This is a genomic window from Paenibacillus psychroresistens (genome assembly GCF_009728935.1).
Taxonomy (GTDB): domain Bacteria; phylum Bacillota; class Bacilli; order Paenibacillales; family NBRC-103111; genus Paenibacillus_AC; species Paenibacillus_AC psychroresistens.
In genome coordinates this window covers 6,691,936-6,707,426 of sequence record NZ_CP034235.1, presented here as the reverse complement: position 1 = coordinate 6,707,426, position 15,491 = coordinate 6,691,936, and the positions used below count along the sequence as shown (strand labels likewise).

At 36.9% G+C, this 15,491-nt stretch carries 15 protein-coding genes; 13 read left to right on the top strand and 2 right to left on the bottom strand.

Annotated elements, in window-relative coordinates; all coding sequences use genetic code 11:
- Window positions 1-6 precede the first annotated feature (6 nt).
- Window positions 7-3,432: a S8 family serine peptidase gene (locus tag EHS13_RS30265; RefSeq protein ID WP_155703944.1), complete on the bottom strand. Its 3,426-nt coding sequence runs from the start codon at window positions 3,430-3,432 to the stop codon at window positions 7-9.
- A 580-nt stretch (window positions 3,433-4,012) separates the two neighbouring features.
- Here EHS13_RS30265 and EHS13_RS30260 point away from each other — a divergent pair.
- The 6 genes from EHS13_RS30260 (at window position 4,013) to EHS13_RS30235 (ending at window position 7,380) form a co-directional block, all read left to right on the top strand.
- Window positions 4,013-4,282: a hypothetical protein gene (locus EHS13_RS30260; protein WP_155703943.1), complete on the top strand. Its 270-nt coding sequence runs from the start codon at window positions 4,013-4,015 to the stop codon at window positions 4,280-4,282.
- A gap of 16 nt (window positions 4,283-4,298) precedes the next feature.
- A complete protein-coding gene (locus EHS13_RS30255; RefSeq protein ID WP_155703942.1) occupies window positions 4,299-4,790 on the top strand; it encodes a peptidylprolyl isomerase in 492 nt (163 codons plus the stop codon).
- Window positions 4,791-5,037: 247 nt separating this feature from the next.
- A complete protein-coding gene (locus tag EHS13_RS30250; RefSeq protein WP_162463323.1) occupies window positions 5,038-5,997 on the top strand; it encodes a M23 family metallopeptidase in 960 nt (319 codons plus the stop codon).
- A 30-nt stretch (window positions 5,998-6,027) separates the two neighbouring features.
- Window positions 6,028-6,693: a hypothetical protein gene (locus tag EHS13_RS30245; RefSeq protein WP_155703940.1), complete on the top strand. Its 666-nt coding sequence runs from the start codon at window positions 6,028-6,030 to the stop codon at window positions 6,691-6,693.
- Between the two features lie 54 nt (window positions 6,694-6,747).
- Window positions 6,748-7,011, top strand: coding sequence for a hypothetical protein (locus EHS13_RS30240; protein ID WP_155703939.1), 264 nt, complete (start codon window positions 6,748-6,750; stop codon window positions 7,009-7,011).
- 12 nt (window positions 7,012-7,023) lie between these two features.
- The gene (locus EHS13_RS30235; protein ID WP_155703938.1) at window positions 7,024-7,380 is read left to right on the top strand and encodes a hypothetical protein; all 357 of its coding nucleotides are present in this window, start codon (window positions 7,024-7,026) and stop codon (window positions 7,378-7,380) included.
- 3 nt (window positions 7,381-7,383) lie between these two features.
- On the opposite strand, the gene EHS13_RS30230 is transcribed toward EHS13_RS30235, so the two are convergent.
- Entirely contained in the window at window positions 7,384-7,755 is a 372-nt protein-coding gene (locus EHS13_RS30230) for a hypothetical protein (protein WP_155703937.1), read from the bottom strand.
- An 86-nt stretch (window positions 7,756-7,841) separates the two neighbouring features.
- On the opposite strand from EHS13_RS30230, the gene essC reads away from it, so the two are divergent.
- From essC to EHS13_RS30195, 7 genes are all read left to right on the top strand, one after another.
- The gene (essC, locus tag EHS13_RS30225; protein WP_155703936.1) at window positions 7,842-11,840 is read left to right on the top strand and encodes a type VII secretion protein EssC; all 3,999 of its coding nucleotides are present in this window, start codon (window positions 7,842-7,844) and stop codon (window positions 11,838-11,840) included.
- Window positions 11,841-11,922: 82 nt separating this feature from the next.
- Window positions 11,923-12,615 carry a hypothetical protein gene (locus tag EHS13_RS30220; RefSeq protein ID WP_155703935.1) on the top strand — a complete coding sequence of 231 codons (693 nt, stop codon included), beginning with the start codon at window positions 11,923-11,925 and terminating at the stop codon, window positions 12,613-12,615.
- 31 nt (window positions 12,616-12,646) lie between these two features.
- A complete protein-coding gene (locus EHS13_RS30215) occupies window positions 12,647-12,997 on the top strand; it encodes a hypothetical protein (protein WP_155703934.1) in 351 nt (116 codons plus the stop codon).
- 78 nt (window positions 12,998-13,075) lie between these two features.
- Window positions 13,076-13,393 carry a WXG100 family type VII secretion target gene (locus EHS13_RS30210; RefSeq protein ID WP_155703933.1) on the top strand — a complete coding sequence of 106 codons (318 nt, stop codon included), beginning with the start codon at window positions 13,076-13,078 and terminating at the stop codon, window positions 13,391-13,393.
- A gap of 119 nt (window positions 13,394-13,512) precedes the next feature.
- Window positions 13,513-13,887: a hypothetical protein gene (locus EHS13_RS30205; protein WP_155703932.1), complete on the top strand. Its 375-nt coding sequence runs from the start codon at window positions 13,513-13,515 to the stop codon at window positions 13,885-13,887.
- Between the two features lie 26 nt (window positions 13,888-13,913).
- The gene (locus EHS13_RS30200; protein ID WP_155703931.1) at window positions 13,914-14,666 is read left to right on the top strand and encodes a vWA domain-containing protein; all 753 of its coding nucleotides are present in this window, start codon (window positions 13,914-13,916) and stop codon (window positions 14,664-14,666) included.
- 3 nt (window positions 14,667-14,669) lie between these two features.
- A complete protein-coding gene (locus EHS13_RS30195) occupies window positions 14,670-15,491 on the top strand; it encodes a hypothetical protein (protein ID WP_155703930.1) in 822 nt (273 codons plus the stop codon).

Genomic DNA, 15,491 nt, shown 5'->3' with positions numbered 1-15,491 from the left:
AGCGAATCAGTTCAATACGTCAAGCGCATCAAATGTTATAAAAGTTCCTGTAGAGAGCGGATTTTTTTCCGCTATATTAACCAATTTAATTTTATGTCTTGTATTGGAAAGAAGGGAAGAAGTAAACACAGGAACCTGGTATTTTGATTTGAAGCTATACAAATCTACTGTTTGGATAATATTGTCATCCAAATAGATGTATGCTTTTCCGCGATTTTTGCCAGTATTGGACAATAGAGTTACTCTAGTGCCTGTAAACAAAATTTCCACAGAAGCATTCTTAGAATTTGAAAACTTCTCAGCGCCACCAGTGAAATTCGTTCCATAGTTTACACCCCAAATACCTTTATAAGAGGCTGATGTGTCAAGCGAATTCATCAAATTCGAAACTATAAAAGCATCTACGTTAATGAAGGTACCTTTAGATTCTGGATCTTGCTGACCGGTCCATTCTATCTTGATTGTATGGCTTCCGGATTTTAAAGATTTCTTAAGAACTGACTGACGATCCAATGGAGTTTCACTATAAAGCGATAGTAAGGCTACTTGTTCACCATCAATAGAAACTTTGGCAATTCCGGAATTACTATTCTTTGAGCCGATCCATTCAATTTGGTTTCCTTTAAAGCTGAACTCCACGTTTCCTGAAGATTTGAGCTGTTTCAATGCTCCACCCGAAAATAATGAATTAGCATTGGATGACCAAAAACCATTGAATAGGAGTGCCCTGTTGGTTTCTTGAAATGTTCCCCACTGGTTGTTTGATATAACGCTCAATGTATATTTGCCTGAGCCGTTCAGTGCATTGACATTGACATAATAAGTACCAGAACTAGTTACCGTATAAGAAATGGCTTCGTTAGAAGTATTCTTATTCTTGGAAGAAGTGATTAATTCTTCGCTGGAGGTAATCGTTGTTGCAGAAGGGTTATATAAGGCAAGATTAAAGTCGGTACCTGGCTCACCAGATAGAGAGAGACTGATTTGATCGCCAGCTTTTAGATCAACAGCATAGACAGCATTCGGATTGGATGTTGAATCAAGCCTATTGCTGACTGATGAATCTTGAAGCGGGGTACCGGGAATGTCTTTATCCCATACAGCCCTGAAGGCGTTAATCATATTACCGCTTACTGTTTTTCCGCTCAAGGAGCTAAGAGGAGTACCGCTATTCATTAATCTGTTCCTTACAGCTGCAGCATCCATTTTAGGAAATTGACTGAATACTAGAGCTGCCGCACCTGCAGCATTAGCAGCCGCAAAATCGGGACCTGTTTTATAACGATAATAACCATTGTTATATTCCAAATTGATCTTAGTAATGGACGGATTGGTTGAAACGGTATAATTGAAATATATGTTGTAATCTTTCAACTTGTATGGCTCTGGTCGATCTTGATAAATCGTGTTCTTTGAGGGAATGATAGCACCGCCATCCCCGTAGGTATCTTCACCTATTTGAAATACGTTTAAGGTATTCTTAACAAATTCAGTGTTGCCCATCGTATCGATTGAATCTTGACCAGTTAATAATAGACGGCCACCGTTATTTAAGTATTTCGTTACATCATCTTGGTCATGTTTTGTTAAAAAAGTTCCTTGGGATTCTTCTCCAAGTTCATAAACTGATGATGTACCTGTAAACCAAATCACAATATCATATCGTTTGAGCTCATTAAAGTCAGGCCCGTCTATGCTCTGGTCTTCTGGTGTTATAGTACGAACATTGGTGTATCCTGCCTGCTGCAGCATGTAATTATAAATATTTAAAGCTTTCAAACCACGCTCACCACTAATACCACATCCGGGATCGCCACCAGGGTCTCCAGCTACTATAGTTTTAGTGCTGCAATAGCCTCCACCTTCGTTACCACCAACGACATTGGTATCTTGCACCAAAAGCACTCTCACAGCCGAATTAGCTGTTGTACTATCCGGTTTTAAGTAGTTCATCGCAGTGTCAAACATATCTTGTCGTTGTGTGGGATCAAAATCATCTTCAGAGCGAAGTCCTATTCCTCCACCATAATTATGGATTGGTACTTGCTCAAAGCCTATTCCGTTATAAATCGCCTTGTATTCCTTGTTTGAGCCTTCTGCAGGCTTATGAATTTCCGCAGCAAAGCCAATTTGATAATCTGGAGATTCGGATAGGATATAGTCTCCAGGTGCCGCTACGTCTACGGTTTGTTTTCCATAAGCTGTATGATAATTACGTCCAAAAATGTCTGTGTAGCCGTATAAATTCCCACCTCTGTCAACAGCTGTAACATTAAGTACGTTAGGGCTTTTAAAAGAGCTCGGATAAGATGGAGTAAGATCGGTATTAAGGTCTACACCTTCGCCGGCACCAGATACAATGAGCATTGTGGATTGCTCTATAGCATCGCGCAATACTTGACTGTAATCAAATGTAGGAGTAGGGAGATAGGCGATTTTAGCTCCATTGTTTTGCGCATAGGTAATGGCAGCAGCGGCATCAAGTATATCTCCTTGCAGAGATCCATTTTCGTCAAGCTTAAAGAACTTGAGCGGCATAATTTTTACATTCGGAGCAACTCCGCTTATACCAATCTCATTCGTTGAGGCTGCGATAACACTGGCAATCTGGGTGCCATGAAAATCAGTGAATTTATCATTGAGATCGAAAAGAGAATTGTCATTATGTGCAAAGTCCCAACCATTCACATCGTCTATGTATCCGTTATGATCATCGTCTACATGGTTGTTAGGGATTTCTTTTGAATTAATCCAAATATTTTGAGCTAAATCAGGTAGAGTCGTTTGGACGCCTGTATCAATTACAGCAACAATGATGTCGCTGCTGCTTTTTGTATTACCCCATGCTTCAGGAACATCCATGTCGATATCAGGTGTACCGGCTGGAGCAGTGTCATTATTAAGGGTTTGTCCTGTATTGTTCAACGCCCATTGATTATTATAGAGCGGATCAATGGCATGGACCGGAGTCGGTGCATTGTCATATGTTCTGGAATATTCGTTAATGGCTTGTTTAAAATTGGGTTCATTCGTGATTTTGGGGGGGAGAACGATATAATCGGGTTCCGCATAGAGGACATTAGGATCTTTTTTTAACTCCTCTATAACACTTTTAATATCAGTCCCTTTTTTGAGGTTTAATACTTGAACGTCCAAAGAGCTAATTGTAGTAATGTTTACAAGCTTATTTGTAATCGTACTGGAAAGCACAGATGCTGTTTTAAAATTTGATTTATATTTCATAAGTACACGATCAGGGACGTACTTTGCGATTACATTTTCTGTGGTTGGAGCAGACTTAGCGGAATTTTCCGCTTGATTGGGTGCAGCTGCAATCGGGTTTATGCCCATGCCAAATGCTGGTTGGGTCAAACTGAATGCCATAAACATTGAAGCAATTACAAGTAAGGATTTTCTTTTCTGCCTATTCAACGTTGTCACTTCCTCTTTTAAGTGTAATGTTACCTGACATTGTCTTTCGTGGTTGCTAGTTTGCTGATCTAGTAGTTTATTGTTGCGCTATTCACCGTCCTTCTTATTCATAATTAGGTGTACGTATTAGTGCGCATTAGTACGCATAACTCAACCATGGAAGATATAGTACCACAGAATATTGCAAAAAAATACAAAAATATATAACGCGTTATGTTATATAAGGTGACGCGTTCCTGTGGTAGAGAGACCAAGCGATAATGCGAAAAAGTAAATAACAACCCCAAAAAAACGGATAGAGTTTCTGGGAAAAATGACCCAATACCGCACCAGTACTGGGATTTAGATGTCCGAGTTAGATTGGAAAGAAAGTTTAGTGATAGCTCTCTTTTTTTTCATGTTGACAGTTTTAAACTATATCACTATATTATATTTTGTTAGAATAAATAATTATAGGATAAAACAGTTCATTTTGATTTACAGGATTATGGTAGAGTTATATAATAATAGCTATTAAATATGGGGACAAAAGATGCTCTTTTTTTATAAATTAATTATATTAAAGGAGAAGCTTATGTACTTGAAGAAAAAATTCCAGTTTCAACGGCGAATGAGCATTCAGAGAAAGATATTTATTGCCTTCATACTTGTCATGATCATACCTACTATGATTATTAGCATAAGCTCATATCTAATCTCCATTCAAATATTGAAAGAAAAAGTAAGCCTTTCCTTTGGTGAAAACCTTACTTATTTAGGAAATTCAATTGAACGGAAATTGCTGGATATTGATAATTTAACGGGTCTCGCAGCTATCTGCAACCGATGTTCAATTAAAGGAACTCTATGAAACACTCAAAGACAGAATGTTTAGAAAAGCAAATAAAGTTGTTGTCCAAAAAATAGCAAAAACTTACTTAAACGGCAAGGGCATAGTGGATGATACATTAAAGCTGGCAGCAAAACAGGAAATCGATAAGCTTCGCCAGCGACTGGAACAAGGTGAAGACTTCGAGGTAATATGGCAGGAGTGGCAGCAAGAAGAGAAAATTAAAAAAGAAGAAGCGCAGCAGGAATTGAGTGAAGCTTCATTACGTACGGATTTAAACGTCTCACCGAAGCTAAGAGATATTGCTAATCTACTTAAACAGGATGAAGTTAGTCAAGTGTTTGATGAGCCTACACAAAATGCTTTTTATATCATCAGATGCATACAAAAAGTCGCTGGAGGATACAAATTGTTAAAGGATATAAAAAGCGATGTTGAACATCAATTTGAAGAAACGAGCTATATAAGCTATATGGATAAAGAGGTGGGAAATTCACAAATAAATTTTTCCAAGGACGGAAATCATTAATAAAGAGGAGATTTGTCAAATGGCATGAGCTGCGTGATTTTCAACACTAGTTGAAAATCACGCCTTTTCTTTATATAGTTCAAAATGTTTTAATAAAAACTTGCCATAATAATTTATTTTTCGACAAAATACAACAAAATATTACCAAAATTTGTTGTATAGTGGGATTACTGTGAAGGATTTGTATAAGGGATTGAAAATTCATCAGATAGCAAATATACTTCGAAAATTAGGTAGGTGTTAAGTTTTGTACAAAGTTCTTAGCTTGACATTATTGCTTTTCTTTTTTTTGAATAGCTTAGTTTACGCAGAAGAATCTTCATCGTTTCTGAAGAGATATAATATTTCTATAAACGATGCAATTGTAGAAGGTGAAAAACTAAATATTATGGAAGAAGAATATTTTATTGTAGCTCAGAGGGTTAATAATAATACAATGTTAACGGCAGCGTCTGATTTATCCTATATCTATGGTGAAAGTAAATTAGCTAGCTTGGATAAAGAAATAAATTTATTGATTAGTGAGCTTAATTCTACCGAGGCATTGATGAATAAAAGCAAAGAAAAAGAAGTGAAATATATTATGGAGCTTGATTCAAAATATAGATCTATTGTGAGTAATATAGAAAATAAACGTCAAGCGAGAAAAGTATGGATGGAACAAACAAAGTTGAACAATACAGTACCAGTGAAGAATGCAGATCAGGATAAGAGCAAAATGAATGCTTTGAGTAATCTTGTGGATGAACAGAGAGATAAATATCATAGGGCTATCACGTATTCGGATTTAGGGGAGATAACAAATTTTAAGTCACCTTTAGAAATCCCTGTCATTGTGACATCTCCGTTTGGGGTAAGAATGGATCCATTAACTAACAGTATTATGAAATTTCATAAAGGATTGGATATGCACGCACCTTTGGACACCTCAGTTTTAGCGGCGTTTAATGGCTATGTTGAGGAGGCATCACAGAACTCTCAGATTGGCAATTATGTTATTATCGACCATGGGAATGGCATTAAAACTCTTTATGGCCATCTGAATAGTTATCATGTAGTTAAGGGGCAGAAGGTGACTCAATACGAGATCATTGCTAAATCAGGTAATTCGGGTACTGAAACAACAGGCCCACATTTGCATTTTGGAGTTTTTATTAATGGAAATGCTGTAGATCCCGAAGTGTTCATTAATCAAATAAATTCCTAGACTAAATATCTGCAGAGATGAGGTTTGATAATGATAGTTGTTTCCAAGATAAGATACTTGCCCATTACAATTAACACATTAGTTTTATATAAAGATGAACATTTTTATTATCTAAGCAGGGATGTCTATGACCAAGCATTACTCCTAATGAATAATTATCCGATTTTAAAGAATCTTTCAGATATATTTGAAGGTTCCAAAATGAATGATTCAACGGTTTCTTGGTTTTTTGAAAAAGCCCCTCACCCTATCAATATACTGGCGCCCTATCTTTTTCTTGTGAATGGACCCGTGGAGCAAGATATTGAATTATGCTGCGGTGTGCTAAATGCCATTACAAACATGTTAAATGTACGAAGTTTTATAAATAAACCAAGTGAAATCAGAAAAAGCGTCTCGTTCTCTCTTTTAATTAAAGAAGAATACAAAATCGAGTGGAACCGCTTCTTTTTATCTGCTTTGCCTTATGAATCACAGAACGATATTAATGATGCAGATCAAAGTGAAAGTGTCTATTCCCAGGTTGACTCTAGTTTGTCGGAATTGGACTTTACTTTCAATAAAAAGAATGAAAAGCAAGAATTATTAAGTTTATTAGAGGGGGGAGGACTTAAGAAAGAGGATCTAAAGGGAGTAGGATTACCTAAAACCTCATCTCAATCTGAAAGAAGGACAATTAAAAACCTATTAGAGTGATTCATGGATAAGTTTATTAAGTAGGATTAGAAAAAATGGAATGGAGTGAATAACATGCTTAGTAATCATGAACAAGTACAAAAGTCAATGTCAATCATCGTTAAAGAGATACAAACTCTTTGTTTAGATTTGCAGCAGCTTCGGGTAATTTATGATGAGGCAGCTGATGAATGTGACTTAACGTTTATAAAAATTCTAAAGGATAAATATGAATTATTGGAGGATGAATTTCTAAAATTAAGTGGAGTAGTTACAGATGTACAGGTTGGATTAGTAAACTCAGCCAAAGAGTCTCCATTAATTCGGAAAATAGTATAGGAGGGAAAGTAAATGGGAGGTAAAACGAATATTTTTGATGTAAGACAATTGGAAACTATATATCTAGAAAGTCGACGTTTCGGTCAAAAGGCTGAAGCTAGCATGCAAAGAATCCAACTTGAGCTTTCAACGCTTAACGATCCTTCCTTTCAAAATGAATTATCTGCTGAACAGGCTATTTCTGCTCGGGAAGCCATTTCCAATATGAATGAGGTTATGGGGGTTCTTAAGGAAACGCTTATGTCTACGAATATCTTTATTGAAGGGAAATTAGCTGGAGCTGCTCAATTAGCTCGAGATAAGCAGGAAGTTTCCTCAACGGCGGACAAATTTTCTGGCTTCATTAAGCATATGAATTTAAAGAAATAATTTTTAGCGAAATATATAAACACATATTACTAAACAAATGACGATGAAAGTAAAGAATAATCCCCAAATTGTGTTTTGATTTCTTGAAGTGCTCTTTTCTCTGGCTTCGTAGTCCATAAGTGTATCGTGTTTAGGAATGATAATCTCTTCACTGAACTCACCACAAACTAAGGATAATAAGGCTAATTCGTCTTCAAGGGTGAGTTCAACATGGCTGATTTCGGCGGCTGCCAAAACCTCGATCGATTTTTTAATATTGTCTTTAATAAGACCCAATCCATTATCACATAAAAAATAAGAGAATGGACCTGGAATAATCTTGTCTTTACCGAATCGAGCTGAGAATTCAATAGCTGATAATTCACTCGTTTTCACTAGAATCCCCCTTACAAATACTAAATAAAGTACATATTTAAACAAGTTTAAAGGATCTTGAATAAAATTAATAGGGGGAGAAGGATATGATTAGCAACAAAGAGCGTCTGGGCTACATGGTTCAGCGAACTCCTCGAATTATACCAGCCATTCAAATAAGCGAAATTAGTATTGAGAAAAATTCCAATAGATCGAGTAAACCCTCGATTTCATGGCTTAATATGTTATTTCCACCTATAGCGATGATGATGATGACTGTAATTACTTCCATATTGATGAAATCGAAAACGATGATTTATTCGGTTGTGGGCATGACTTTGATTACTATAATTGTTTCCATTGTGAATTATGTTTCTTCGATTCGTAAACATAAAAAACAAGAAGCCGAGAAAAAAGCTAAATATATGGAATATATGGATATGGTTGTGCAAAAGCTGCAAAGCGCAAATGTGAATCAAAAGGAAGTCATGTCTTTAATCCACCCTAATACAGATATCTGTATCGAAATCGTGAAAAACATGGATAAGAGCTTGTGGGAAAGAACTTCTATTGAAACAGATTTTCTTCATACTCGGGTAGGGATAGGGACTCAAGCTTTAAAGCTAAAGGTTAAATTTCCACAAGAAAACAAAGCATTAGATGAAGAAGATTTACTTCTAAGCGAGCTAATGAAGAAATGTGAGCCATTAACAGTTGTGAAGGATATTCCTTTTGTGCTTCCGATTCGCGATATTGGGATACTGGGGTTGGTTGGAAAGCGTAATAGATTAAGTGAGGTAATCAACTCGTTGATTCTTCATTTAACTACACATCACGGATATGACGAGGTTAAAACGATATTTATATACTCCGAGGAAGAGAAGGAGCAATGGGAATGGCTTAGATGGCTGCCGCACGTTTGGAGTGATGATCAGCAAACTAGATTTATGGCCTCAGACTCAACAAATGTTCTAAAAATAGTAGAAGAAGTACAACAACAACTGAAATCTCGCGAGTCACGAAAGAATGGGTTTTCAGAAAATAGTAACCAGAATCGATTGCCCCATTATGTTTTTTTTGTTTTAGCGCCGGAGCTTCTAGAGAGTCTCGAATTTTTTAATTATTTACTCTCCAATCAACCATCACTCGGATTAACAAGTGTATTTCTTACGGAACGCATAGATGTAAATTTACCATTGAATTGTCAGACTATCATTGAGGTTTCCGATAGGATAGGCATTATTAGAAGAGATCAGGCCCAAGTATTAAGCGATTATAATGAGAATATAATTCTTGATTTTGTTGGTAAGCATAAAGCCGAACAATTCGCTCGACAATTAGCACCAATTAAATTAAAAGAAACGGGGGGGAAGAATAAAATTCCTTCACTAGTTACTTTTTTAGAGTTATTTCAGGTTGAGAGAGTGGAAGAGCTAGGTATTCTAAATAGATGGACTAAGAATCAAGCTAATCGCACAATGGCTGTTCCATTAGGGAAAGAAAGCGGCGGTAAGCTATTCATGTTTGACATGCATGAAAAATTCTATGGCCCACATGGTCTTGTAGCAGGTACTACAGGCTCAGGAAAAAGTGAGCTGCTGCAAGCATTAATTCTAGCATTAGCAGTAAATTATCATCCACATGAAGTATCCATGGTCATTGTTGACTATAAAGGTGGAGGTATGGCTAATGCCTTTATTGGGATGCCACATTTAATTGGAACCATAACTAATTTAGGTGGTAACGAAATAAACCGTGCGCTAGTTTCTATTAAAAGTGAATTAAAGCGTAGGCAGGTTCTTTTTGGAGAAATCGGTGTCAATAGCATTGATGCCTATATTGTTAATTATCGGGATGGAGTCGCAAAGGAACCATTGCCTCATCTCTTTATCATTGTCGATGAATTTGCGGAGTTAAAGTCGGATCAGCCTGAATTTATGGTTGAGTTAGTCAGTGCAGCACGTGTCGGCAGAAGCTTAGGTATTCATTTAATCTTAGCTACTCAAAAGCCTTCTGGGGTAGTAAATGATCAGATATGGAGTAATTCTCGTTTTAAGCTTTGCCTAAAGGTCCAAGATGTGTCAGATAGTCAAGAAATGCTAAAGCGTCCAGAAGCGGCTGAAATAAAAGAGAAAGGTCGCGGATATTTACAAGTAGGTAATAATGAAGTTTTTACTTTATTTCAATCTGCTTGGAGTGGCGCACCTTATCAAGTAAACGAAGTGATAGAGTCTGATCAAACTTTTTATAAGATTGAATTGAATGGGAATCGGACAGCAATTAAACGCAATCAAGTTGTATTACTATCAGAGGGGAAGAAAATATCACAGCTAGATGCAGTTGTAGAGCAAATTAAGCAAGTAATAAAGGACAGTGATATTAAGGCTGTAAAGCCACTTTGGTTAATGCCCTTACCAGAGCGATTATCTTTAGAGGATTGCTATAATATTAAAAATGTAATGGGAGAAAAGACCAAAAGAAGCGCATCGAAGGAAGGCTTAACTTTCACAGTTGGAATTGTAGACAATCCAGCAGCACAGATCCAATTCTCCTTACAAATGGACTTAGGCAAAGAAGGGCATATTCTAATATATGGTGTACCGAATAGTGGAAAAACCACGCTCTTAAAATCAATAATTATCGATCTTGTTACTTCGTATACAGCAGATGATTTGAATTTGTATTTGTTGGATTTTGGATCACGCACATTAGCTGTGTTTCATGAGCTTCCGCATTTAGGGGATGTCCTTTATTTAGAAGAAGAGGACAAGCTTTTAAAGCTATTCAAAATGCTTACGCAGGAATTGGAGAATCGCAAACGATTATTTGCTGCAGAAGGTGTAGGGAACATCTTTGCATTTAGAAATTTATCAAGCTTACCGATACCGGCTATAGTAATTATTCTGGATAACTTCACAGCCTTTTCAGAAAATTATAATGATGCAGTGGCTTTTTTAATTATGTTGATACGTGAAGGTGGCAATTATGGTATTCATTTGATATTAACTGGAACATCCGGCAATACATTTTCTTATAAAATTACTCAGAATGTGCGCCAAAGTATCACCCTGCAAATGGCAGATAAGAATGATTATTATGCACTTGTTGGGCGAACGAACGGACTTGAGCCTGCTAATGTTCCGGGTAGAGGGTTAGTGAAAATTGAAATGCCACTTGAGTTTCATACAGCTTTACCTTATGAAGGAGCAACAGATGAGGAAATAGCACTTGGGATTCGTAAACAATGCAAACAAATTAATCAAAGCTGGAAGGGAAGGAGAGCTAAAAAGGTTCCAACTATCCCAGCTAAGTTAAGTGCGGAAGAGTTAATAGGCAGATGTAATATAGATAATATTCCCGAAAATGAACTGACCGAATTATTTCCAGTCGGGTTGGAATTGGAAGAAACCTTGCCTGTATATTTCAAGCTTGAGGAATTTTTTAGCTGTCTGTTTTCTTATTCTGACCTTGCTCAGGCTAACCAAATGATCCATGCCTTGGTTCCTATTTGGCGTAAATCATTTGAAACACAGGAAATTTTAATACATGTAATCGAAGGGATCAAATCACCGTTACAATTACTCAAAAAAACACTGGAAATTGATTCATACATTATCGCAAGTGATCCATTACAGGAATTTATTGATCGCATCATCGATGAAATGCAAACAAGGAAGGATTCTATTCGCGAGGCTTCAGCTAAATCTCAAGACCCCGATACATTTGATGAGTATCAGTTTATTCAAAAGCATTATTCAAGACAATTTATTTGTATAACGGATTTACAACATGCCAGTAAATTAATGAATGAGGATATACTTAAAAAAATGGATAAAATAACTATGTTTGGTAACGGACTAGGGATTTACTTATTCATCTGTTCGCCAGCAAATGATATCAATAAACTGAAGAATACTTTGGATTTCGTAAGTCCATTATTGGAAAGAAAATGTGCGATTGTCACAGGTGGATCACTGCAGCAGCACACTGCCTTTTCACAAGAAATGAACGGAATACCCTATTCCGAGCAAAACCGTGATATGGGTGAAGGAATTGGCTGGTTATTCCGCAAAAATCAAAAAGTAAAAATAAAATTGCCAATTTAGTTGATAATGTCTAAAATTGCAAAATATTGACGTAATTTAGCAATTCGTATAATATGGAAATAGGTGGCAGGGAGGGAGTTTTTTGGTGCTTACAACAAAAGGTTCTATATCCATTTCATCAGGTGAGCTCAGCTATTTAATCGCAATAATTGGGGGGAGAGTTCTACCAGGAATAGAAATCGATTATTCCTCCTTATCTACAGCCGAACTTAAGGTTGAATTGGCCGATGTCCAGCGAAAACTGGAAAAGAAACTATTAATACAAGTTAATTTCGACGGAACTCTTGAAATTGCTAGTGATATTTTTGAAGAGCTTTCTATCATAGCCTTTTGTAGTAGAGTAATTAATCAGACAGTTCGAATAAACGGAGTGATAAAGTCTTATCAATACTTCTTTCGTGAGAGCGAACTAGTTGAATTAACTCAAGACCAAACAGAAGCTTATAGTTTTAAACGTATTTGGGCATTACATGACTTGCAAATGATGATTGTTGAGAGAAATGGCCTACAAGCGGCCTATGAATTTGAATTTAAGCAAGAAAAGGTAGATTCGGTTAATAATCTAACCCATTATTGCACTCTAAATTCTTTTACAATTCTTAATGATTTAATAGACGATGTTAGAGAATCAAGCTTCATCATAGCCGACAACAAATTGTTGCGAGTAAGCTTTAATATGATTCCTGATAATGAGCCCCTCATATATTCTCTTGTCCCGATTGAATTTAATATGATGATGACACAAACCACTCAATTTATAACAGGTAAGGAATGATAATATGCAATCCTCCTATGTTTTTGGAACTGTGCCAAAGATTAATCCACTTATTACAAGCTCTAATGATCTTGTAACTGAAATGACTCTAAAAACGGCTAATATTTCAAGCTACTGGAATGAATTTGGCCAATTAGATTTCCAACAAAAGTGCGAAAACTGGATTAAAGATATGGGTAAGTTCAAATCCATGCTCGAATCGCTTCAGAGCAGTGTGAATTCAATCGCAGTTACTTTGCAGGCGGAGGAAATTCGTATCGAAGAAGCAAGGCAGGCCCAGCTTAGAAGAGAAGCTGCAGAAAGAGAAGCTTCTGCAAGAAGACAAGCCGCTGAACGAGAAGCATCAGCGAAAGTAGCAGCTGGAAATAAAATTGTGAAATAATATGAGATGGATTTCTTCTTTTTCCCTGAAACGGAAAGAGTTTAAATAATAGAATTTAATTTGAAGGGAATGGTTTAAATGGCAACAGATATTAAAGTATCATATGGAGAATTAGAAGGAAAAAGTCAGAAAATGTATGGTTTTCAAACGGAATTTGAAACTTTAATAAGAAATGCAAATGACTTGATTAAATCACTCAATGAGGCTTGGGATAGCACGGCACAGAAAAATTATGCAGAGGAATTCGGGCGTTTGAAAACATCTGCAATGGATCCACTTCATCTAATGTTAGGTGAATATGCCAAGTTTCTACATGATTCCTCTGATATCTACCTAAAAGCTGATGAGGCAATAAGCAAAGCTCTTGGTAAAACAACAGCAACAACAGGATTTTAGTTAATAATCTTAAAAATGGCTATGCAATTTATGCATAGCCATTTTTAAAATTATATAAAGAAATTGTTATACATAGAAAACTAGAACAAGAATTTATGATAAAAGGTATTTTTAAAGGAGTGTTTAAACTGATAGTTGAATTGACCATTTTTGAACAAACAGATAGCAGTAAATGGTTGGATGTTGGGCTGCAGGACAATATTTCGATCAAGGAATATTTACCACAGCTTATTTCATTATTCCATTTAGATCAAGAAAGTGAACAAGGTCAGGTGTATTTTGAAATTCAAGCCGCTGATTCTGAATTAAAATGGATGAACATCCCTTTATCCAAATGCTTAAAGGACTTCTCGATTGTTAGTGGCGGGTATATGCAAATTTCGCGGCATATTTCTTATTCTTCGGCCGAACAACAATCCCCGCTACTTGGCTGGAAACCAATAACGGGTATCCAAGAGGAAGCAACCGTTAAGTCTTTTTTTAAGAAAAAATAAAGTGTTGATAAAAGGATGGATACAGCATGGAATATAGGACTCAAGCGACGCAAGGGAACCCGGCACTTATCATCTATTTGCTTGATATAAGCGGTTCAATGGGATTATTAAAAGGTGAAAAACGTCGTTTGGATATTGTAATGGACGCATTGAATGTTGCATTGACCCAAATGGTATTCCGCTCAACTAAAGGGAGTAGAATTTCACCCAGATATCGTGTTGCGCTTATCGCCTATAGTGATGAGGTTCATGATTTGCTGGGAGGGATCAAAAAAATAGATGAGCTTATGGCTATCGGAGGTATACCTGAGCTATCGACTCAGAGATTTACTAACACGGCTCAAGCATTTCTGTATGCAGAGAAATTATTGCAACAAGAGCTGCCGCTTATACAGGATTGCCCAGCTCCGCTTGTTTGTCATATGACAGATGGTATTTATACAGGAGACGACCCGGAACCAATCGCGCGTAGAATTATGGACATGTCTGTAAAGGATGGCCACATTCTAATTGAGAATATTTTTATTTCAGATGATCTGCTAGAGAAAGAGATTGAGCAGCCCAAACGTTGGCCAGGCATTATGGAGAATTCAAATTTCCAAGATGATTATGGATATAAGCTTAAAAAAATGTCTTCTGTAATTCCAGAAAGCTACCGTGAGATGATGATTGAATCTAACTATAGCCTTACACAAGGCGCCTTACTTATGTTTCCAGGCACAAATCCTGATTTGGTTTCGCTTGGCTTTCAAATGTCTGCCGCGACTCCGATTCATTAAATCATGAAACCGATCATTAGACTACCCCAAGAGTCAGAGACGGAAGTCCATGCTATATCTAATTCGATTTGGCAGTATCAATATGCGTATTACCGATCGTTGGAGTCAAGAGAAGTAAATGACCCAGGACAGGACTATCTAACTTTTCTGGCAGCTGAGAATTGTATGCTTATTACAGTGTGTGATGGAGTTAGCCTTTCCTACTATGGTGATATTGCGGCAAAGTTTTTAGGAGATCAGCTGTTGAAGTGGTTACTTGCCTATGATCATGCAGAGTTAGATAGCTTATCCATACAAGCCGATATAGATAAATACTTGCGAGATATTACTTGTGAGGCAACCGAGCTTCTGGATAAGCATGAACTGCCATCTCATATTCAAGGTATTCTGCGAGAGGTGCTTGCAGCTAAGAAGGAGCATGGCAGTGACTCCGTATATGGGGCTGCTCGTGTGGATCTTCCTAGCGCCTTATATCCGAATGGCAGAATTCTAATAATATGGCAAGGCGATATTCGTATTCGATTATGGAGTAGTGATGAAGAGTCAACGGAAAGATTAGGCGATCAATTCCACACCTCGCATAGATGGAACAGTAGATCAGGTCCGGTAGGCAGCTCACCCCATGTGTATTGTAATGATTTATTAAGCTTTGGTACAAAAGGTCGTCTCCTCCTATACTCGGATGGATTGGATCAATTGGATTCTCTGCAAATACCGACCTTAGAAGAAATTAAGCATACATTGAATATAACAGCACAGAACCCTTCAAGCGATGACATGTCTTTTTTTAATGCTTGTTGGGATATGGCTTTAATAAGGAGATAA